Source organism: Cecembia calidifontis (assembly GCF_004216715.1).
Lineage (GTDB): Bacteria > Bacteroidota > Bacteroidia > Cytophagales > Cyclobacteriaceae > Cecembia_A > Cecembia_A calidifontis.
In genome coordinates this window covers 2,327,331-2,350,626 of record NZ_SGXG01000001.1, presented here as the reverse complement: position 1 = coordinate 2,350,626, position 23,296 = coordinate 2,327,331, and the positions used below count along the sequence as shown (strand labels likewise).

The 23,296-nt window shown below is 40.1% G+C and carries 13 protein-coding genes; 5 read left to right on the top strand and 8 right to left on the bottom strand.

Annotated elements, in window-relative coordinates:
* Nucleotides 1-156: 156 nt before the first annotated feature.
* The 4 genes from BC751_RS10235 to BC751_RS10220 form a co-directional block, all read right to left on the bottom strand.
* On the bottom strand, nt 157-603 hold the full coding sequence (locus BC751_RS10235; protein ID WP_130275446.1) for a nuclear transport factor 2 family protein: 447 nt from the start codon (nt 601-603) through the stop codon (nt 157-159).
* A 22-nt stretch (nt 604-625) separates the two neighbouring features.
* Nucleotides 626-2,083 carry an arylsulfatase gene (locus tag BC751_RS10230; RefSeq protein ID WP_130275445.1) on the bottom strand — a complete coding sequence of 486 codons (1,458 nt, stop codon included), beginning with the start codon at nt 2,081-2,083 and terminating at the stop codon, nt 626-628.
* Nucleotides 2,084-2,093: 10 nt separating this feature from the next.
* Nucleotides 2,094-4,847 carry an alpha-L-rhamnosidase-related protein gene (locus tag BC751_RS10225; RefSeq protein WP_165389824.1) on the bottom strand — a complete coding sequence of 918 codons (2,754 nt, stop codon included), beginning with the start codon at nt 4,845-4,847 and terminating at the stop codon, nt 2,094-2,096.
* 70 nt (nt 4,848-4,917) lie between these two features.
* Nucleotides 4,918-6,858 carry a sulfatase-like hydrolase/transferase gene (locus tag BC751_RS10220; protein WP_130275443.1) on the bottom strand — a complete coding sequence of 647 codons (1,941 nt, stop codon included), beginning with the start codon at nt 6,856-6,858 and terminating at the stop codon, nt 4,918-4,920.
* 428 nt (nt 6,859-7,286) lie between these two features.
* Here BC751_RS10220 and BC751_RS10215 point away from each other — a divergent pair, with 428 nt between their 5' ends.
* The 4 genes from BC751_RS10215 to BC751_RS10200 all read left to right on the top strand — a co-directional run bounded on the left by BC751_RS10215 (nt 7,287) and on the right by BC751_RS10200 (nt 17,359).
* Complete coding sequence (locus BC751_RS10215) at nt 7,287-10,352, top strand: SusC/RagA family TonB-linked outer membrane protein (RefSeq protein WP_130275442.1); 3,066 nt, start codon at nt 7,287-7,289, stop codon at nt 10,350-10,352.
* A gap of 27 nt (nt 10,353-10,379) precedes the next feature.
* Nucleotides 10,380-11,900 carry a RagB/SusD family nutrient uptake outer membrane protein gene (locus tag BC751_RS10210; protein ID WP_130275441.1) on the top strand — a complete coding sequence of 507 codons (1,521 nt, stop codon included), beginning with the start codon at nt 10,380-10,382 and terminating at the stop codon, nt 11,898-11,900.
* Between the two features lie 112 nt (nt 11,901-12,012).
* A complete protein-coding gene (locus tag BC751_RS10205) occupies nt 12,013-13,686 on the top strand; it encodes an IS1182 family transposase (RefSeq protein ID WP_130273766.1) in 1,674 nt (557 codons plus the stop codon).
* Nucleotides 13,687-13,825: 139 nt separating this feature from the next.
* On the top strand, nt 13,826-17,359 hold the full coding sequence (locus tag BC751_RS10200; protein WP_130275440.1) for a VCBS repeat-containing protein: 3,534 nt from the start codon (nt 13,826-13,828) through the stop codon (nt 17,357-17,359).
* A 119-nt stretch (nt 17,360-17,478) separates the two neighbouring features.
* On the opposite strand, the gene BC751_RS10195 is transcribed toward BC751_RS10200, so the two are convergent.
* The 4 genes from BC751_RS10195 to BC751_RS10180 all read right to left on the bottom strand — a co-directional run bounded on the left by BC751_RS10195 (nt 17,479) and on the right by BC751_RS10180 (nt 21,581).
* Nucleotides 17,479-18,618 (bottom strand): family 20 glycosylhydrolase, encoded by a 1,140-nt coding sequence (locus BC751_RS10195; protein ID WP_130275439.1) that lies wholly within the window; start codon nt 18,616-18,618, stop codon nt 17,479-17,481.
* Nucleotides 18,619-18,635: 17 nt separating this feature from the next.
* On the bottom strand, nt 18,636-19,832 hold the full coding sequence (locus tag BC751_RS10190; RefSeq protein ID WP_130275438.1) for a DUF5009 domain-containing protein: 1,197 nt from the start codon (nt 19,830-19,832) through the stop codon (nt 18,636-18,638).
* 146 nt (nt 19,833-19,978) lie between these two features.
* Nucleotides 19,979-20,593 carry a DUF4230 domain-containing protein gene (locus BC751_RS10185; protein WP_130275437.1) on the bottom strand — a complete coding sequence of 205 codons (615 nt, stop codon included), beginning with the start codon at nt 20,591-20,593 and terminating at the stop codon, nt 19,979-19,981.
* A gap of 79 nt (nt 20,594-20,672) precedes the next feature.
* Entirely contained in the window at nt 20,673-21,581 is a 909-nt protein-coding gene (locus BC751_RS10180) for an alpha/beta hydrolase (protein ID WP_130275436.1), read from the bottom strand.
* A 233-nt stretch (nt 21,582-21,814) separates the two neighbouring features.
* On the opposite strand from BC751_RS10180, the gene BC751_RS10175 reads away from it, so the two are divergent.
* Nucleotides 21,815-23,260: a M48 family metalloprotease gene (locus tag BC751_RS10175; protein WP_130275435.1), complete on the top strand. Its 1,446-nt coding sequence runs from the start codon at nt 21,815-21,817 to the stop codon at nt 23,258-23,260.
* The last annotated feature ends 36 nt before the right edge of the window (nt 23,261-23,296 follow it).

Sequence of the window (23,296 nt, the reverse complement as noted above, 5' to 3'; positions counted from 1 at the left end):
CCTAATTAGGGCTATATACTTGAAATATGGGGCATCCTAAAAGATTTCCCTGCATGACAATTTGACCAAGGGCTAAAAATTCAGTACAAAAGGGGGTATTTTTCTTGAAAGAATAAACTTTGGTGGAAAGAAGAACTTTCGAGAAAATTTTAAGGACTACAACTCCTCATCAGGAATTGCCATGGTATGATTGGCTAAAAGCTTATATCCTTTTCTTGTCTGAACATAAGTCCTCATAAAATGATAAGTAGTAGGACTTGGTCCTCGGTCCACTACGGTAAGTCCACTCACCACCGCTGTCTTCCCCATCACGATGACCTTTTGGTCTTTTGAGGTTCTTCCCTTGGTATTGTCCGTTTGCCCCTGTTGAATTCTTCTTGCTCTGGACACCACCTCAGTCTTTCCATCCTTCAAACTGGCATGATTATGTACCCAAATAAAATCTTCAGCAAGGATATTTTCCAAAAAAGCCACATCCGATTCCAGTAGGGCTCTTTCCCAAGCCAAATCAAGTTCCCGTAGTTTTTTTTCCTGGGAGCTTTGTGCCGAGACAACAAAAGACAAAAGAAGAAAAAGGGGGAAAATCCCCCAAAGCTTTTTCATAAAGATGTTTTTTTAATAAAATCTACTCGAAAAACTTGAAAATAGGATTAGGAATACGGGCTTGATTAAATAAGCCCGTCATTTCCTGAGCGATATCCGGGTACCTATCCGCAATATTTTGGGATTCTGAAGGATCTTCCTTCAAATTATACAATTCCATGGCTGCCTGCGGATTGTTTTTTACCCCATATTTCACTGCTTTCCAATCACCTTTTCTGATGGCCTGCCTCCCCCCGAGTTCATGAAATTCCCAATACAGGTATTCATGGGTTCTTTGGTTGGACTCGCCTTTTAGGGTGGGCAGAAATGAAATACCGTCTACAGTTTGAGGGACTTCTTGGCCAATAATTTCAGCAAAAGTGGGCAAGAAATCCCAAAAAGCCGAAATATGTTCAGAAGTACTTCCCTTTTTTATGATTCCAGGCCATTTGACAATAAGAGGTGTTTTTATCCCCCCTTCGTAAAGGTCTCTTTTGTATCCCCTGAAAATACCATTGCTATCAAAATAATCAGGATCATTCCCGCCTTCGACATGGGGGCCATTATCAGATGCAAAAATTATAATGGTATTGTCAATCAAACCCAAATCCTCTAATTTTTTAATAATCTCCCCCACCTGACGGTCCAATAAAGCTACCATGGCTGCATAGCTCGCCCTGGGGTAGGGATTGGATTGATAACCCGGGATATCAAAAGGATCATCCCCGTAGTCAGATCCTTTCTTTGCCAGATGTGGCTCCTCGTCTCCTATTTTATTTCTATAATAATCCAACAAATCCCCTTCTGGAATGGCTAATTCCGCATGGGGCATTACCATGGGAACAAACATAAAAAAAGGTTTGTGGGAATTTTCTTCTAGAAATTTCAAAGATTCCTGATGAATAATATCAGGTGCATAGGTACTTTTCTGTTTCCAATCATTTCCGGGGAGAAACACCTTTTCTTTGTTTTTCCAAAGGTATTCGGGATAGTAACGATGGGCAATGCGCTGGCAATTATATCCGAAAAATTGGTCAAAGCCTTGATTGTTGGGATCGCCTTCTGTTCCGACAAATCCCAAACCCCATTTTCCAAATGCCCCGGTGGCATATCCTGCCCGCTGAAAAAGCTTGGGCAATGTCAACAAGGTATCAGATAATGGGTACTGTCCCTCCGGCTGTATCTCAAAATTTCCCCTTATGGGAGTATGCCCTGTGTGTAGTCCAGTCATCAGCGCTGAGCGTGAAGGAGCACAAACTGTAGCTCCTGAATAATGATTCGAGAAAAACATCCCTTCTGCCGCCAATCTGTCAAGATTTGGGGTTTCAATTACCTTTTGACCAAGAAATCCCAAATCTCCATAACCCAGGTCATCCGCTAATATGAATACAATGTTAGGTTGTTTTTTAGGAATTGCGTCTGATTTTTTTCCCTGACAAGAAATCAGTGATAAAATACCTATCATTAACAAAACCACACAAAATAGAAAACTGTTTTTCATATGTTTAACTTTAATTTTCCGGATTGATGATGAGGTTGAGTTTACTTAGTTTACCCTTAGGGTTTACAATCACTTTGGCCCCTTCGGGGGCTTTGTAATTCAAAAACAAGTTATCCCCTTCTATTCTCCAATGTACTTCCACATGTCCAAGAGGATGTACTACTATTCCTTTAGCCCATGTCAATGTTTCGGATTGAGGTTTTATTTCAATAATTGTTGGATCAAAATCTTTGAAAAATCCCAAATTAACCCCGAGCGTTTCGGTGGCCATAAAAAACAAAGGATGTCCGCTCCAGGCGTGGCTGGAAGTACCGATATCTGATTTGACTACATCAAAATTCTCCCAAACTGTAGGGCGGTCATTATGAAGTGCCATTGGCCCCCAATGCTTTCTGATAAAATTTTCCACAGCCGACGATTCTTCGTAACGATATAATAAGGAAAAAAGATAAAAGGCACTGTAAGGAGAAATTTTTTCCTTTCTGATTTCCTCACCGATATCCAATATTTCTTCTTTTAGCCAAGAAACTATGGAATGATGATATTGAGGATCTGTCACTCCCATCAAAACCGGCCAAATGGTTGAAGTAAGGTGTTTTTCTTTTAAAATTTCACCATCTTTTATACCATCAAAATAATTAAGATTGTCTTTATCCCAAAGATTTAAATAGACGCTATTTTTGATTTTGGAAGCCTCTTCCAAGAACGCTTTCTTATCCTCTTCCCATCCAAACTGATCAGCCCAGTCAGCCAATCTTTGCAAAGAATAAAAATAAAGGGCTTGATAGGCAGTCATGGCAGCGTCCCTTTTATAAAGCGTAGTCCATTCTATAAAAACATCATCAATTTTTATTAAGCCATTGACATACCTGGATTGATATTGACCGATAAGTGATTTATAGTTATTATAATGTTCTCCTACTAAATCCCAATCCCCGGTTAGCTTTACGTATTCATCTAAAGCCACCAAAGATGATAATATATAGTCTTCATGCCGGATAGGTTTCCCCTCCCACATTTGAGACCGGTACATATCCTGAAAGAGATTCAGGGAGTGTTTGGCCAAACGCATATCTCCACTCACTGCTTGGGTTATGGCTATTTGTGGAATCATATCTCCGGCATACAGCCCCCTTTCCCTAAAAGGCGTATCTGTGTATGAATCCTCGGCACAAATTTGAAGCGTACGCCAGCTGGCCTCCCATATTCGGTCCATTAAAGGATCTGAACAGGAAAATGATCCAACAGTTTGAAAAGGATAAACTTGTCTTAGCATCCCAACATTTTCCAAAGAAAAAGACCTGCCATCTGACCTTATGATCAATTTTAGGTACCTGGCCCCATAGGGCTTGAAGGATTGAAATCTTTTTTGAAGACCATCAGTTACGAATCTTAAACCTGCCCCTATTTGATGCCTTTTGTATAGCCAGGGCAGGCCATCTTTATTAAGCTCTTCCGAAAAACCTATATCTATAATCGTCCCTACGGGAAAATTACCTTCAACAAAGATTTGCCCAAGCTGTATTTCACCCATATCAAAAAACAGAACAACTTCTGATTGGTCCTTTGTAAAATTTAAAGGCTCTTTGAAAGCGCCTGTGGAACTGAGTGGAAGGCTTCTTTCATGCTCCATCCATGCCAAATCTTTTGCAGGGTTGGTTGGTTCACCCTTTTTATGTGATCTCCATCGATCTGGAAATGCCTTTACCGCCGCATCCAATCCCAAAGCCAAATCAAACTGTCTTATTTGTTGTTCCAATTTTTGATCCAGCGGCACAAAAGACCGAAACCACTCTGTGTCATCTATTTTTTTAGACGGTGATACCGACAACCCGAGGCTTGAAGGAAGTGAAAGATAAAAGTCCCAGGTTCCCCAGATAATATTGTTTTTTATCAAAAGCTCATTCCATCCCTGATTCAAGTTAAGGTCAAATTCTTGCCTGTGATAAGAGGTCTTTTCTACTTGTTTTGGATTTATTCTCATCCCATTCAAAAAATATTCTCCCCACCACAACCCGGCATTTACATTTTGCTTTTGGGGAGAATAAATATAGGTATAAGCAAGTGCAGGACGGCCGATGGAATACTGTCCTATATCCAAATCAGGTGTCAATACCCTAAAAGTGAAAATATCTTCTTCCTTTTTGAGGGGGTAAGTTCCCATCAACCTAAATGCTTTTATTTCGTCTTTGGTAAGAAAAGGAATTGGTCTTGGACGCATTTTCCCCCAATCGGACTGGTTATTCACGGGAATGGGAGTTATCCATGACTCTAAATTAATTCCCGGTAAATTCCAACCAGAATCATCCCGTAAATCCCAACTCTCAATTGGTCCTTTTGCAAAAGAAAACCTCGGGGTACTTTGATCAAATCCTGCTGACTTTTTTGCCTTCCATGACCGGATACCCAAATCAATTTTTTCAGAACCTGTAATGATTTCTCCCCAAAAAGCAACACCTCCTTTATTGTCAAAGAGTTGAAAGGTTTCCATCCCATTATTCATTGCAAGCACAGCTATTACATTCACACCAATTTTTAAAAAAGGTTTAATGTCATGAGTATCAAAGTATGGATTGGCATGATACGACCTTACCGGACCGAATCCCAAATAATGTCCATTCACATACAAAGCATATCTGGAATCTACGTAAAGGTGAAGTTGAGCTTTTTTGGCCTCATCTTTTAAATCGAAAACCTTCCTGAAAAATACATACTCATTCCGCTCACCCCCCTCTGGTCTGATCCAATGAATTTCTTGAGACATCAACAAATCAGGCCATACTGAAAAAATAAGAATTAGCGAAAAAAGAATAAAACCCCTTGTTTTTCCCCTTTTATTCAGATGAGCTAATGGTTCCAACATGCTTGATATTATTGTTTATCAAATAAGCAACTTGTTTTCTAATGTACTCTTCTCCCTGAACAAACCTCCTTTCACTTAGCGCTATCAATCTTTGTCCAAAGCGCTTACTGTCCATATTTAAACTAATGAGGACACCTAACGCCCTGATAATTACAAATGGATTTTCCGAAGAGAACTCTTTCTCCAGAATTACGGAAGCATCTGATTCCTTTCCCAAAAGGTAAAGACTTTCTGCTGCCATCACCCTTACATCTCCTCTTTCATCCTTAGAAAGTTCCATCAAATCTTTATAGATTTCTGGTGTCATTTCTCCATTTTGTAGGTATGCCATGGCCCCCCAAAAACGAAAAGCCGGATTTTCATCAAAAGAAAGTTGCTTAGCAAGTTCTTGACTTGGGTTATTGACAGCTTGAAATGCCATTTCAATCAATCGGTCTAAAATTTCTTTAGAAAATTGTTTCTGGTAAATCAAACCTTTCTGTTGGTAATTCTCCCACAAAATCCCTTCAGGAACAAAGCCTAGATCTCCAATACTTTTCAAATACTCCATTGTTAGGTAACGCATTTCCTCTACAACTGAAGCATATCTCGGGTCTGAGGCCAGGTTTTTTGTCTCAAAAGGGTCATTTTCTACATCATACAATGATTCTGAAGGCTTCGGTTTCCAAAACTGTCCTGTAATGTTATCCGTCAATCCCTCAGCATTTAAATTTTCCCATGCGGGGACATGGGGAGCCTTCCACAGATAGTCAATATGCTGGCCATAGATCCTTTGGGGCATGTAGCTTTGAATGTAACGGTACTTTTTATTTCTTACAATCCTGACTTGGTCATAGGCTTCATCCATTCGGTCCCTAAACCCAAACACAAATTCATTTGGCTCCTGATTCTCTTTTACAAAAAGCGGACTTCCCTGCATAAATTCCGGAACCGGCACACCAGCCATACTCAATATACTGGGCGTAAGATCCAAAAAAGTAACCAAATCCGATACCCTGCTTCCGGAAGGGTAAGGCGCCATATGTTGGTATTTTTCTGGGAACCTGATCATTAAAGGGACTTTTAACCCCGTCTCAAAAGCAAACCGTTTGCTCCTGCCCATTACTCCGCCATGGTCTGAAGCATAAATGACTATGGTATTTTCAAGCTCACCTATTGACTTCAAATAATCAAGGAACAACTTGAATTCCAGGTCCATCATTTCCATGCATTGGTAATAATGCGCCAGGTCTTTCCTTACTTCAGGAATATCCGGTAAATATTCGGGAACAGAAATTTTATCAGGGTCAATGACGTGAATAGTTTGTCTTAAACTGTCAACTGCTCTTTTTCCTAATCTTGAAAAAGTTGCCTGAAAATACTCTTCAATCTTCTGTGGTCCGTGAAGTTTATCCTCATGCGTCATGAAGGTATTGTAAAAAAGAAAAAAAGGCTGATTTTCTTTTCTTCCATTCAAAGCGTCTTCCTTATCCCACCAATCATCATCATCCCAGGATAAATCATCTCTGACAATATTATAATCCCTTTTCCTTCTTAGCGTAGTATAATACCCATTTTCCTGCAACAAAGACGTAAAAAATCTAATCTGATCATCAATTTTAACTTCAGACCGCATATGCTGTGTCCCCATGCTTACCGGCAATACCCCGGTAATGATCCCAGATCTTGAAGGGGCACAAACAGGCGCATTGGAAAATGCGTTTTCGTATAAAACAGATGAGGCAGCAAACTTGTCCAAATTTGGGGTATGGACATAAGGATTACCATAAACTCCCAAATAAGGCGCGTTATCCTCACTGACAAACCAAACGATATTAGGTTTGGCAATTGGCTTTTCTGATGAAAAAGAACAAAGTAAAGGAATTAGTCCTAATAAAATAGCCAATTTTAATACTGAAAAAAGATTATGCATAGGTCTCTGGGCTTATGACTCTCTTCAAAGATAAACACCGCCAATTAAAATTCTTACCCGTACTTACCTGTTCTACCTGTTAATTTCAGCCGATTAAAAAAGAAAGTAATTCCAAAAAAGGATCAATTGTAGCAAAGAAGCTGCACGGCTTTGTTGTTTTTAAATATACCAAATACTTTTTTGTTTTTTTTTTACAAATATTGTCTGGAATCAGCCTAAGCCATGCATGATAGTACAGGATACTTTTCCCCTACAGAATTTTTATTTTTTAAAGTTTTTAAAAAATGTTTTTCCTATTCCTTAGGATCTTAACGGTAAAACAAGAATCTTTAAGAGACTTGAAACCGAAACCTTACTCTATATCAAGGGACAAATCCTAAAGAATGGATTGAATTCGTTTAACCCAATCAATAAAGAAACCAATTTCTATGTCAAAAACAATTTACCTAAAACAAGCCAATCCTCCATCTCAAAAAATTGCGAATAGGGGATTAATTTTCCTGCTTCTATTGATCTTTTTCATTCAGGGCAATTTGCTTGCTCAAGGAATTCGGGTCACTGGAACAGTTACTTCATCTGATGGTGCAGAAACAATGCCTGGAGTGAATATCCTGGTGAAAGGAACCACCTTAGGAACAGCGACCGATATTGATGGAAGATATTCCATCAATGTGCCGGATCAAAATGCAGTTTTGGTCTTTTCCTTTATTGGATACAAGCAACAAGAAATCCGTGTCGGCAACTCATCTACTATCAATGTACTGCTTGAGCAAGACCTTTCCTCTCTTTCCGAGGTGATAGTAGTAGGATATGGTACTCAGGAAAGGGCCAAAGTGACGGGTGCAATTTCTTCCATTGGATCCCAGGAAATCAGAGCCCTACCCGTACCAAACCTTGCATCTGCCATTCAAGGAAGGGCTGCCGGTGTTCAGGTCACCAATGCAGGTGCCCCAGGTGCTGATCCTATAGTTAGGGTAAGGGGTATTGGAACTGTTGGAAATAATGACCCTTTGTTTGTAATCGATGGCGTACCTGCAGGTGGACTTAACCAGATCAACCCGGCCGATATTGAATCCATAGAGGTTTTGAAAGATGCCTCTGCGGCAGCGATTTATGGTTCCAGAGCGGCCAATGGTGTAATTCTTGTCACCACCAAAAAAGGTAAGGCAGGCAAAATGCAGGTAAATCTTGATTCTTATGTGGGAATCCAGCAAGCTTGGAGAAAATTAGACCTATTAAACAGGGACCAGTACATTGCTTTTGGCAGGGAGTTACTGGCCAATGGAAACCAACCTGTTCCGCAAAGATTTGACAATTTGGGTGAGCTTGCCAATGTGGAAACAGATTGGCAAAGTGAAATGTTCAGGACAGCTCCGATCCAGGACCACAACCTAACCATAAGCGGAGGAAATGAAAATGCTTTGTACAATGTTGGTTTTGGTTATTTTGCCCAAGAAGGGATCATGTTGGGAACTGATTTTGAAAGGGTTTCTTTCAGGGCCAACACAGACTTCAAAATTAATAAGTTTGTGAGTTTTGGACAGACATTAACTGTATCCTATTCTGACAGGAACAATGAGCCCTTCACAGGTGGCAGAAGCCAGTTGGAACATATGGTAAAACAAGTTCCTTACATCCCGGTAAGAGATCCAAGCCGCTTAGGAGGATTCAGGTCTCCTGACCGTGTGGATGGTTCTGATCCGGAAAACCCTGTTCTCAACGCGGTATTAAGAACCAATAGACAGCAGGATTACAAAATCTTAGGTACAGCCTATTTCGATGTCAGACCTTTTGAAGGCTTCAAATACAGGTTTTTGGTGGGGATGGATATTGGTTTAGGCACCAATGATCAGTATACACCGAGATTTTTTGCCGGTGATTTCAACAACCAACCTTTTGCGACCATCCAGCAGACAAAATCAAATTTTGTTTCCCCTCTTTTTAGCAACCAATTTTCATATCAAAGAACCATTGGAAAACACAACTTTGATGTGTTGGGGGTAATTGAACAGCAAACATTTAAGAATACAAGCTTAACCGGTGCCGGTGAAAACAGCCTAACCAATGAAGTTCGCGTACTTCAAGGTGTACAAAACCAGACTACTTCAAGTAATTTGATCGAATATGCACTGATCTCCTACATTGGAAGGATCAACTATGATTTCAACCAAAAATATTTGTTCAGTGCATCAGTTCGACGGGATGGTGGATCCAGATTTGGACCAAACTACAAATGGGGAACTTTCCCTTCCATTTCTGCGGGTTGGAGATTGAGTGAAGAAAGTTTCATGAAATCACTGACCGCGGTGAGCGATTTGAAACTTAGGGCCAGTTATGGCGAAACCGGTAATGACAGAATCGGTGATTATGTTTACCAAGGGACCATCAACAGCAATATGTTCTACAACTTTGATGGCAGTTTGCAGGGCGGAGGAACTATCACAGCATTGGCAAACGCAGACCTGAGATGGGAGACTACCAAAATGAAGAACATAGGGGTCGACCTGGGCTTATTCAATGACAAATTCAATGTGTCTTTTGAGTGGTTTGATAACAGAACCGAAGGAATGATTCTTGGTGTACCGATCCCTCCTTCCTTGGGTTTTGACGGAGCCCCTGTGGCCAATGTGGGAACTGTTCAAAACAGAGGGGTAGAATTAACACTTGGATATAGAAAATATACAGGAGACTTCCAGTTCTCTATTGATGGAAACATTGGATTTGTCAATAACGAACTGGTTTCATTGGGAACCGGCAGAACCATTTTTGGACCTGGTTTCCAAGGAGACCCATTGACCTTTACAGAAGAAGGAAGACCAATTGCCTACTTCTATGGCTGGATAGCAGATGGGATTATACAACAAGGAGAAACAGTTCCCGGTCAGCCAAATTCCAGACCTGGGGATATCCGGTTTAGAGACATCAACGGAGATGGTGTAATCGATGCCAATGACAGGACCTTCCTTGGCCATTATTTGCCAGATTTTACCTACGGTCTCAATTTCTCTGCCAACTATAAAAACTTTGATTTCAATATGTTCCTACAAGGGGTGCAGGGAAATGAAATTTTTAACAACCTGAGATTCCATACCGAAGGAATGACCAGATTATTCAATGCCTCTACCGTAGTTTTGGACAGATGGACTCCTACCAATACCAATACCAATGTACCAAGAGCTGTATCAGGTGATCCTAACAGAAATGCGAGGGCCAGTTCCAGGTTTGTAGAAGATGGTTCTTACATGAGGGTCAAAAACATTATCCTAGGATATACCATCCCTTCTAATGCCATCTCATCATGGACCAATGGTTATGTATCCAAAGTTAGGGTGTATTTCCTGACACAAAATCCTTTGACTTTTACCAATTACTCAGGATATGACCCTGAAATTGCTGTAAGAACAGGGATCAATGCTTCATTGGGAACAGGTATTGATTATGGCCAATTCCCTGCTGCCAGATCCTTTATCGGCGGAATTCAGTTTACATTCTAAAAACCTCAATATCATAAATAAAAGTATATGAAAACCAAAAAAATCTTAACCGCGGCATTGATATTGATCGGAGTTGTGGCCTGCGATGAGGAAAAATTAAATCCAATAAACCCCAATCAGCTTTCGGTTGAAACCTTTTACAGAACCGGGCCCCAGTTGGTAGCTGCAGTGAACTCGGTCTATGCTGCTTTACAGGCAAACAATCTATACAATAGGGAATATTTCTTTCTTCAGGACTTGCTGTCTGATGATTGCGATACAGGTGGACCACAATTGGAAGCTCAAAGGGCACAAATACTGAACCACGTTTTTGACGCGTCAAACCCACTGGTAGCGGCCAACTGGAGAGGTTGGTATAGGGTAATTCACAGAGCCAATCTGGTATTGGAAAATGCCGACAGACCAACTCAGGAAATAACCGATGCCTTAAGAAACAGGGTTATTGGCGAAGCCCGTTTTTTGAGGGCTTTGGCATACTATGAATTGGTGACACTTTGGGGAGGTGTTCCGGTGATGACCAATTCAGCAACTTCCCCTAACGGAAACCCAAGAGTACCTGAAAATGAAGTTTATGCTCTTATTTTAAGTGATCTGGCCGATGCCATTAGCAAACTACCCAACAAAAGTGCATACAGCGGTGCGGATGTTGGAAGAGCAAGTAAAGGTGCGGCACAGGCTTTGGCAGCAAAGGTTCATCTTTTCAGAGGGGAGTTTGCACAAGCAAGACCCTACTTGCAGGAAATCATCAGTTCGGGCCAATATAGACTGGTTGACAGGTATTTGGACAACTTCGAAGAAGAAACCGAGAACAATGCAGAATCTATTTGGGAAATACAGTTCTCTGAAGCATTTGGGGCAGCTGGCGCTTGGAACGCTGATGGAAATGGAATTGCCGAAGTAACCTTCAGAGGTCAAGAATATGGCCCTACAGCATGGAGAAACGTAATCCCCAGTCTTTCCTTATTCAATGAATATGAAAGGGTATCTAATGGAGCGGAAAAAGACGATCCCAGAATTGGGTATAATTTTTATCAAATTGGTGACCTTTATAACAGAGGTAATTCTGTTTTAAGTGCAGATAAAGTTCAGGGAAATACAGCTAGAGCAAGTTGGAGAAAATATCAGACTATCTACAAAAGGGAATCTGAAAATGTACAGTCAGGTATCAACTTTAGAGTAATCAGATATGCTGATGTACTTCTGATGATGGCAGAGGTAGAAAATGAATTGAATGGCCCTGCAGCTGCACTGCCATATATCAATCAGGTAAGGGCGAGGGCAGATGTCAATATGCCACCCTATCCAACCGCCAAGTATCCTGTTTCCAACCAAGCACAGATGAGAACAGCAATCCAGCACGAAAGAAGGGTTGAATTGGCAGGGGAACAGATAAGAAACAGAGATATCCGTAGATGGAGAAAGCAAAATACGCTAGGGGCTGAACCTATTCCTAACTGGCAATCCAGGTATGTCCTGCTTCCCCTTCCATTGGAAGAAATCGACAACAATTCCGCATTGTCAAATGCTGATCAGAACCCAGGTTATTAATGATAAGGTTTAATTCAATTAAAAAAAGGGGGTGTCCGAAAAGTCGAGACACCCTTTTTTTATTGTTGATTTTCTCTAAAATTATTATTTTAGAGTTGAACAAAATACAACAATGTCTAAGGTAGTTTTTAAAAATCAGACTGGCAATTGTCCAGAATTATTTCCGGCAAATATTTTTGATAAAATCCCTGATAACCACCCTGCTCGATTGGTTGACACTGTGGTTAACTCTTTGGATATCAGTGATATTATAAAGAGGTACAAGGGAGGCGGTACATCAGCCTATCATCCACGAATGATGATTAAAGTGCTGTTCTACAGCTATTTATCCAATGTGTATTCATGTAGGAAAATAGCCAAAGCACTTAATGAGAACATACATTTCATGTTTATCTCAGGAAACTCAACCCCCGATTTCAGAACCATCAACGATTTCCGCGGTAAAATCTTAAAAGACTCCATCAAGACATTGTTTGCCGAAGTGGTAAAAATGCTTGTTGAGATGGGATATGTAAGCCTTGATGTACAATACATTGACGGAACCAAGATTGAAGCAAAATCCAATAAGTACACTTTTGTCTGGCGTAAGACAGTTGAAAAGCACAAAGAAAGGTTAGAAGGTAAGATCAAGAGTGTTTTATCAGATATCGAAGAAAGCATCCTATCAGATAATCAAGAAGTTAATCAAGAAGAATTGCCTAAAAAAATTGATTCTGAAGAATTAAGGGAGCGGCTTTCAGCCATAAATAAAAAGCTAAAAGAGCCTTCAAAGAAGATTGCTAAGGAGCTTCAAAAACTTCAGGAAGAACATCTTCCCAAGCTGGAGAAGTATGAAAAAGACCTGGAGATTTTGGGGGATAGAAATTCGTACAGTAAGACAGATCATGATGCCACATTCATGAGAATGAAAGAGGACCACATGAAAAACGGACAACTAAAACCCGCTTACAATCCTCAGATATCAACTGAAAATCAATTCATTACCCATGCTACTATCCACCAAACAGCAGGGGATACCACCACTTTAAAATCCCACTTGGACAGTTTTGAAAAATCGTATAGTAAACAAAGTAAAGAGATAGTAGCTGATGCAGGATACGGCAGTGAGGAGAATTATGAAATGCTTGAAAAAAAGGGAGTTGATGCCTATGTGAAATACAATTACTTCCACATGGAGCAAAAGAAGAAGACAAAGAACAATCCTTTTCTTCCCCAAAATCTTTTCTACAATGCAGCGCAAGATTTTTACGTATGCCCCATGGGACAGCGGATGGAGAATGTTGGACAAGGAAAGCGCACTTCAAGCAATGGGTATGTATCTCAAGTAACTTATTATCAGGCAAAAAACTGTGAAGGATGCCCCTTAAGAGCACAATGCCACAAAGCGACAGGTAACAGAAGAATCGAAGTGAACCATAGGTTAAACTTCTTAAAACAGCAGGCCAAGGAAAAACTAATGAATAAAAAGGGGCTTGAACACAGGAGCAAAAGACCAATAGAGGCGGAAGCTGCGTTTGGCCAGCTGAAAAGCAATAATAAATTCAACAGATTTACACTCACTGGTTTAGAAAAAGTGGAATTAGAGTTCTTATTGATGGCAATTGGCCATAATCTGAGAAAAATGGTGGCTAAAAGTATGCACTCTGGACTAAAACTATCTAAAAAATCATCTTTGGGTTATAAACCCTACAATAGTCGGCCGGTATTTTACGTTCCAAAGGAAAATTCTAATCAAAGATCACTGGTAATGGCATTGGATTTTCAAAATCAAAAAATAGCGGCATAAAAAAAGCTGCCCTTTTCGGACAGCCCCTTTTTTTTAGCATTATTCGAAAAATCAAAATAAGAATCTTAAACCAAGAGCTCCAAGAGCGCTTTTAAACGAAAGGCAAATTCATTATTATTGAGAATTACAACCCTGGAACATGAGAAAACATTCAAATCTATTTTTGACGGTTTTGACAGCTGTTTTTTTTAGCTGTTCATCCAAAACTGATAAGGACTATTTATTCCAATTACTGTACTCGTCTCATACGGGAATTGAATTCAACAACAAAATAGACATCACAGATGATTTTAATGTTTTGGATTTTGACTATATCTACAATGGTGGTGGAGTAGCTATTGGTGACTTTAATGGCGATGGATTACAGGATATCTTTTTTACGGGAAACATGGTTTCATCAAAACTTTACCTCAATCAAGGAAACTTTAAATTCAAAGATGTGACCGAAAAAGCCAAGGTAACCACTAACACATGGGCAGAGGGGGTCACCTTGGTGGATATCAATAATGATGGACTCTTGGATATTTATGTATCCGTTTCCAATAGGGAAGACAGCTTCCCAAATCCCAATTTGTTGTTTGTAAACAGGGGAAATGACCAAAACGGAACTCCGATTTTTGAAGAAATGGCGGCCTCTTTTGGAATAAACGACCGCGGATACAATACCCAAGCTGCATTTTTTGACTATGACGGCGATGGAGATCTGGACCTCTACATCTTGTCAAATGCACGGGAAAGTTTTCAAAGAAACCTGTCCCGGCCAAGGGACAAAAGCGGAACGGGAAAAAGCAACGACAAACTTTTTCGCAATAATGGAAACGGCACTTTTACCAATGTCAGCCAAGAAGCTGGAATTTTGATCGAGGGCTACGGTTTAGGCTTAGCCATTTCTGATATCAATCAAGATGGCCTTCCTGATATTTATGTGGCCAATGACTTCCTCACCAATGATGTTCTGTACATCAACAATGGGGATGGTACATTTACCAATAAAATCGCTGAAATGATTGATCATCAAAGTTTCAATGCGATGGGGGTAGATATTGCTGATTATAACAACGATAGACTTTCGGATATTATCGTCCTGGATATGTTTCCTCCAGACAACCTCAGACAAAAAACCATGTTTGCGCCAACAGAAAACTACGATTTATATCAGGCAAATCTTGCTTTGGGCTATGAGCCCCAATATGTGAGAAACACCCTTCAACTTAATCGAGGAAATAACCAGTTTTCTGAAATCGGATATTTGGCGGGAATATTTCAGACAGATTGGAGCTGGGCTCCCCTATTTGCAGATTTTGACAATGACGGATGGAGGGACCTATTCATCAGCAATGGTTATGGGAAAGATGTAACTGACATGGACTACATCAATTTTAGCAAGAATTTAGGTCCATTTACCAGCCCAGAAGACAGAAGAAAACTTCAATTGGAAGGACTTTCAAAATTAAAAGAGGTAAAGTTGCCCAATTATGTTTTTCAGAATAAAAAAGACCTGAGATTTGAAGATAAGAGCAGTGCCTGGGGTTTGGTACAGGCCTCTATCTCCAATGGTGTAGCGTATGCGGATTTGGATAACGACGGTGATTTGGATTTGGTCATCAACAACCTGAACGACAAGGCTTTTGTCTATAAAAACAATACCAGAGAGAAAAAACCTCAGGAATCAAATTTTATCAAAATCAGACTTCAGGGCCCAAAAAACAACCTTCAAGGACTAGGAACAAAGATTTTTATTGATTTTGAACAGGCGGGACAAGGACAAAAACTCTATTATGAGCATTATCCCACAAGGGGATACAAATCTTTTGTTGAGCCCAATGCCCATTTTGGACTTGGGGAATCCCAAAAAATAGAGAATATTGAAATTATATGGCCGGATGGTAAATATCAAGTCCTGCATGAAATTGCCCCCAACCAAACGGTGGAGATTTTTTATGAAAATGCCAAGAAAAGAGAAAATGCTTCCTATGAACCAGATGGCATCGCTTATTATAGAGAAATCAGCGAAGAATTAGGGATAGATTACAGGCACATTCATTCTTCATACAAAGATTTCAACAGACAAAGGCTTTTGCCCCACAAACATTCCGAAAATGGGCCGGGAATAGCCGTTGGAGACATCAATGGTGATGGCCTGGATGACTTTTTTGTAGGTGGTTCAAAAGGAAATCCGGGTACATTTTTCATTCAAAACACCAATGGCAAGTTCTCCAAAAGTGAATTGGACTCAGATTATCCCTACGATGATATGGGCTGTCTTTTACTGGATATTGATAACGATGGAGATCTTGATTTATATGTAGTCAGTGGTGGTACCCGCTACGAGGCAGGAAGTCCCCATTATCAGGACAGGGTATATATCAATGACGGAAAAGGAAAATTTGAAATCAGGGATGGAATTATACCCCAGATTAACTTCAGTGGATCTGTGGTAACAGCAGCAGATTTTGACGGTGATGGGCTTATTGATATTTTCATTGGAGGACGGGTAGTTCCTGGTCAATATCCAAAAACTCCCCCATCACTTATCTTAAAAAATGCAGGAGGGAAATTTACTGATGTCACCCAAGAAGTCTGTCCAATACTGTCTACAATCGGCATGGTAACGGATGCCATATGGACAGATTTTGATAGAGACGGCAAGGTTGATCTAATTATTGCCGGGGAGTGGATGCCTATCAAGTTCTTTCGCCAAAACGTAAATGGTGATAAAATCACCTTCGAAGATGTATCTGAAGAATTCGGCCCCGGTCAGTCATCAGGTTGGTGGAACAGTATTTATGCTACTGATATGGATGGAGATGGGGAGTCTGAATACATCTTGGGCAATTTAGGACTGAATGCCAGGTGGAACGCAAACCCTGACAAACCATTAAAATTAATTGCCAAAGACTTTGACAACAATCAGAGTATTGATCCCATTATGTTCCAATACCTCGGGAATGCTTACTATGCAGTTCCCGGAAGAGATGCTTTGGTTTCCCAGATTCCTTCTTGGAAAAACCGATTTTTGATCTATTCTGCATATGCCGGTTATTCCTTGGAAAACTTTTTTAACAAGACCGACCTGGAAAATGCGGTTTCTTTAGAAGCCCAAACATTCGCATCCGGTTTTTTAAAAAAGAACCGGGAAGGGAAATTTGAAATCACCCCCCTTCCTATTGAAGCTCAAATCGGGCCTATCTATGGTATCCTTCAAAATGGGAATGAAATTTTGATGACGGGTAATTTTTTTGGCAATGAAACCATAACCGGAAGATATAATGGCCTGAAAGGCGTTCATTTCACCTCTGAAAAGGGTAGGTTGAAACCAAATAGCTTAAGAAGTTCAGGCTTTCTGGTAACCGGACAGGGAAGAGGTCTAGCACTACTCACGCATTTTGATGGCAAAAAACTTATCCTTGCTGTACAGCATGATGGCAAATTGAAGGTATTTACCAAAAACCAGCCTGAGAAAGAGCAACTAACTATCCCCCTGGACCCATTGGATTTTAAGCTTATCATTACCCTCAAAGATGGAAGCCAAAGGCAATATGAAGTTTTTCATAACAATGGGTATCTTTCCCAATCCTCAAGAAGAATCTCCATTAAGCCCGATTACGGTAAAATTGAAGCCATTGATTTTTCTGGAAATAAAAGAATCCTTTGGAAAAACCTATCAGAATAAATTGTATGTACAAATGATTTCAACTGGATTTTCAATTTCCCAGTATCCGATTCATTAGATCAAATTACTGATTCTTTAACCAGAAGGATAAAATCATGTTTGCCATCAAGAAAGCTAAGCTATTCTTCTGACTTTATAATCTCCTCCAAACGGTCAAACATTCTCACAAATGTCACCCAGGGATTGTTTAATTCCTCTTCAGTCCATACTTTGTTTGGATTATTTTTATAGGCATAAAACCCGTCCAAAAAAGGAGTTACCCCTGACCATACAGTCAGCATTACTCCGGCAAACCTATCTTTCATCACCTCGGTGTTATTCCTTCTGAAAAGGAACATATCCTCAACATGACTTACCCCAACCTCAGGCTTTCTCCAAGCACAGCTGATCACATTAAAGCCTTTCATCGCAAAATAAACCGGGGTACCAACGGGTTTTTCATAATGCCAATCATTGATCACTACATCCTTTGGTATCAAATCGACAGCACGGTGCGTACTGTTGTAGCTACCCTCCCATAAACCTATTCCAGTGGTCTTGCCATCAATCAAACGATCTCCCCAAATCCATAGCTTTCTTTCATTCAAAGCCAGGTGGTTTCTGATTTTGGTCACCTCCCCGGCAAAAAGCTCTGCCTTATCCAATCCCTGACACCTTGGACATTTATCATCTCCTATGTAAAAGACTTCATCCAAGCCAGCATGGAATGCATCTGTCTCAAAAACCTCAACAATTTCATCGACTAAAGCGAATACTACCCTATGGACATCAGGATGAAGAGGACAGTAACTTTTGCAATATAATCCATCCGGATTAGGCAACTGATAAACATCAGGCATCTTGACATGAGGAGTTTCGTCAAATTCAGGATATACCTTCAACAAATTTCCGGTTGAATTGGCCCAAGACTGATGCCCCAAAAGATTAATTTGAGGGATGATTTTTATCCCATGCTGCCGGGCAGCAGCCACCAATTTTTTAACATCCCTTTTGCTCAACGCATCCTCATCCCTGAGTTCCGGATGACTTTCAAATTGATAATTATAATCTACCCTCAAAACCAAGGTATTGATCTTTCTTGGTCCTAATTCTTCGTGCATAAACCGGACAAATCGATCCAGTTCACTGGATTTTGGGGCGGCAATAGCCAAACCTTTGACTGGAAGATCATCATATTGTTCAGAAGCAAATGCTAAAGAAGCATTTCCTTGCCAAATAAAAATTGATAAGAAAGCAAGGGCGGGAATGAATTTTTTCATAATCTGCAAGTTGATGGTTAAATTTTGAGTCGTATTTTTTTCTTTTCCAATAAACCTGTAACCCATACAATAATGAAGGCGTATAGAAGGGATTTTAGGATGCCAACTAGCCCTGTCCTCAGAAAAACAGGCAATGCCAAACCCATCATAGCGTACAAAGCATAGTGAATATAGGGAATCAAATAACAGGTCAAGGTACTTGTACCTGCCGGCTTGATAAAATCAAACCATACAGCTTTTCCTTTTCTGTCCGCTAACCAAATCAACAAAGCTAAAAACAAAAAGCTCAAGCCTGTGCAAATGCTTACCCAAGATGGAGATGCACCAATCTTATGAATTCCCCAAAGCGGTCTTGTCAACAGTCCAAACAAAATCAGAAAAGAAGCCGATAATCCAAGAATCAGCCAGTAATTGTCATTTTTCCCCTTGGCCAGATAATTCTTGTAATAAACCCCAATAATCACCCCCGCCATTGAAAATGCCGGGATTGATCCATTACCTGAAATCCAGAGATAGGGTTTAATAGGCTCAAGGAAATTTAGCCAACCAAGTTTTTCAGCCGAATTAAAAAAAAGAAAGAAAAGGAAAAAAACGAAATAGACCACAATATTTTCCCTAAAAGCCAAATAAACCACTGAAGCAATGAGGTAAGCCCAGCCAATCAGGCCCAGGATACCCCACCAATGAAATCTCATCCAGGTAGGATTTTCAGGGCTTCCTCCTACATATAAATAAGCAAGTAAGCCTAAAAGCAGCAACCCGGTGACCTGAATTAAATTGTTCCTTTTTTTATTGAGATAGGTTGAATTATCCAGCCAAATCATAAAAAATGCAACTGTCATCAAAATCTGCCAAATTGGTTTGGATAATGATGAATCTGCAGAATTATAGTTTTCCAGATTGACATGAAAAATGCCCATTGTCAATAGTGCCAAAGTCCTTAAAAAAATGTGTGTTAAAGTATCTGAAATACTTTCTCCCTTTTGGATTCTTTTAGAAATGGCAAAAGGAATAGACAATCCCACAATCACCAGAAAAGCCGGAAAAACTACATCCGCCAATCCCATCCCATCTACTTCTGCTTCTACATGTCCAAGCCACCTTGGTATCCCTTTCAAAGTCCATAGGTCATTGACAAAAATCATCAAAAGCATGGTAATCGCTCTGAATAAGTCTATGGAATAAATCCTAGGTAGCGACGAAGTTTGTGACATGTAGTCTGTTTTGTAAAACAATCAGAAAAATAAAAATACGTTTTTTTATCAAAAACAAAATAAAACTGATAAAAAATTAAGCAGAATTACTAAAAAAGTCTAAATATTAAACAAAAACCCCTTGAATTCAAATCCTTACCTCCCTCCTACCTTTTTAAATTCTTCATTTGATCCTCACTTTCAATGATGACTTCATTGTATTGGAGTGTCCAGCCCAAAGATTTTGTTAGCACAAAGATATTTGCCAGCTCTGCCATCAATCTTTCCCTGCTGTTGTCCATGAGATTGGACTGATAGACCTTCTCCCGGATGCGGGCATTGACAGTGTTTTTGATTTTATTGTAATCAGCTGCCCCAAACTTATTGAAATAATCCTGAGTCACATCATAATATTCGATATCCGGATAAATATTGATTACCGGTTCGGGGATCTTTTTTAATATGACCGTTTTATTCTCCAAATCCAACTCCGTTTCTAAAGCCCTGAGGTCATATTCCACGGTGACTTTGGCATTGGCTACCACCAATGCTTTTTTATCTGAAGTCAAAAGATTAAGAAAAAGGTTTTGGGAGTTTTTGAAAGTGAACACTTGGGAGAAGTAGCCCTCGGTGACAATCAATTTACCTACCTGTTGGATCTGCTGCTGGATCAATGCCGAACTTTCCCTTAACTCCTCCTTATTTTCCTTTTTGTCCAGCAACAACCAAATGCCCACAAAAATCAATGCTGCCGCTATAAATCCTGCAATAAACCTTTTCATTCCATTTTGACTTGTTTTGGCTAATTTGGTCAAAATAGAGCTCCTATCCAACCCAAAGACCAAAAGCTTACCGAGGACATTAATGAAAAATCCTTTTTATCCAGGCCTCTACCCGATCCATCCACAAAATATCTGATTGGGGATTGATCATTCCAAAGCCATGACCACCGGTTTCAAAATAAGTAGTCTCCACAGGAACATTGTTCTGCTTCAGGGCATTTTCGAAAACATATGAATTTTGGATGCTGACCCGATCATCCTTGGCATGGACCAAGTAGGTAGGCGGGGTATTGGGATCCACATGTTTTTCATTGGAAAACTTATCCAGCAATTCTTGGGAAGAATTGTCTCCCAATAGGTTTTTAGAAGACCCGCTATGCCCAATTGCCGTATCGAAGCTGACAACAGGGTAGACCAAAACCATAAAATCAGGCCTTAGGTTTATATTTTTAGGATTGTTGATTTTTGCTGTCTTGAAGTGGGTGCCGGCTGTAGAAGCCAGGTGCCCTCCTGCTGAAAACCCCAAAATCCCCACCTGATCAGGATTGACATTCCATTCATCGGCATTTTCTCTTACCATTTGGATAGCCCTTTGGGCATCCTGCAAAGGTCCGATAGTTTTGTCGAACATGGTATCTTCGCTTGGAAGGCGATACTTTAGTACAAAGGCTGAAATGCCTCTTTTGGCAAATTCTTTGGCCACATCAGAACCTTCATGCCCGGCCGCCAAAATCCAATAGCCCCCTCCAGGGCAAATAATTACTCCCTGTCCTGTAGCCTTTCCCTCTTCTGGTAAATATACTGTCAGTGTCGGTTTGCTAACTTTACTGATCCTCAAGATACCATCATCACCTATTTCTGATTTTTCTTCATTAGGTGTTTCCTTTGCGTTAGGGAGAATTAAATTAGCATAAAGTTCCATTTCGGTCTGAGAAAAACCCTGACAAAACAAGTGGATTAGGACAGAAAGTAATAAGAGTTTTTTCATGACTCAAAATAAAGTTTTCCAAATCAAATTCCAATCATTCCAAGCCTACCTTATCTGATCCTGAGTATTAATTCGAAAAAAGCCTTCCCATTCACATCCAACTTTAAAAATCTTGCTTCTGGCTATACAAACTATTAAATCTCTGAAAAAACAAGGGAAAACAATTGCAAATTTCTTAAATTAATAGGGGTATTAAGTTTCCTTAATCTTTCCAGAAAATTAGCGTTTCAAGTATGAATCCAAGCAAAAAACTCCTTCTGATTTGCTTCATTGCCATTATTTCATTTAACTACTCCTGTGCGGTCAATCCGGTCACAGGCAAAAAGCAAATGGTATTTATGTCGGAAGCCCAGGAAATTGCCATGGGAAAAGAGGCCGATCCCGAAATTATCGCCTACTTCGGCCTATATAATGACCCCGAACTCCAACAATTCATCACAGAAAAAGGACTTGAAATGGCAGCCATATCCCATCGTCCCAACCTGGCCTATGAGTTCAAAATTGTAGATTCTCCCGTTCTCAATGCTTTTGCACTTCCGGGAGGATATGTTTACTTCACAAGGGGTATTATGGCCCATTTCAACAATGAAGCGGAATTCGCAGGAGTCCTGGGGCACGAAATTGGTCATATCACTGCCCGACATTCTGTGATTCAGCAGCGCAACATGCTCTTAGGCCAAATCGGTATTGTCGCAGGAATTGTATTGGTGCCCGAATTAGGTCAGTTTATCGAACCATTATCACAAGGAATGCAACTTGCTTTATTGAGTTTTGGAAGGGATGCAGAAAGGCAATCAGACAAATTGGGAGTTGAATATTCAACCAAAATCGGATATGATGCGACAGAAATGGCTGGTTTTTTTGAAACCCTCAAAAGGCAAAGTGAAGGTTCCGGGGCCGAAAAAATACCAGATTTCTTGTCCACACATCCTTCACCTGAGGAAAGGGAAGTCACTGTCAGTAAGCTTGCAGAGCAATGGAAAGAAAAATTGCAGGTGTCTGATGCTGCCATCAATAGAGAATCTTATTTAAAAAGAATCGATGGAATAATTTATGGAGAAGACCCCAAGCAGGGTTTTGTGGAAAATGGCATCTTTTACCACCCGACATTAAAATTCAGTTACCCTTTGCCAAAAGATTGGAGTTTTCAAAATACACCCCAACAAGTTCAATCAGCATCTAAAGAAGGGGATGCCATTTTAATCCTAACACTTAACCCCCAAAAAACTTTAGAAGAAGCAGCCAAAGCATTTATAGAACAGTACAAATTGGAACTCAAAGAGCAATCCAATAACCCCATCAATAACATTCCCGCAATTACCCTCATTGCAGATCAAAAACAGGAAAAAAGCAGTGTCCGGTTAATGGCATCTTTCATCCATTATAATGGCTTGATATACCAGTTAATGGGTTTAGCAGAGGCTTCAAAATTTCAGGGAAAACAAAATATTTTTTTGGAGTCAATCATGGGTTTTAAGGAACTGAAAGATGTCGATAAACTTAACCGGACTGCGGATGTCATCCGCATCAAGTCTGTTCCTCAGCAAATGACAGTCCAGGAAGCATTTGAATATTTCAAAATGCCAAAAGCTAGGTTTAATGAACTGGCAATTTTAAACGGATGGCTGCTCACGGACAACTTGAACAAAGGGGAATTGATTAAAGTGATTGGTAAATAGACTAGAAACTTTTAATCAAAAGCCTTTCAAAGAATT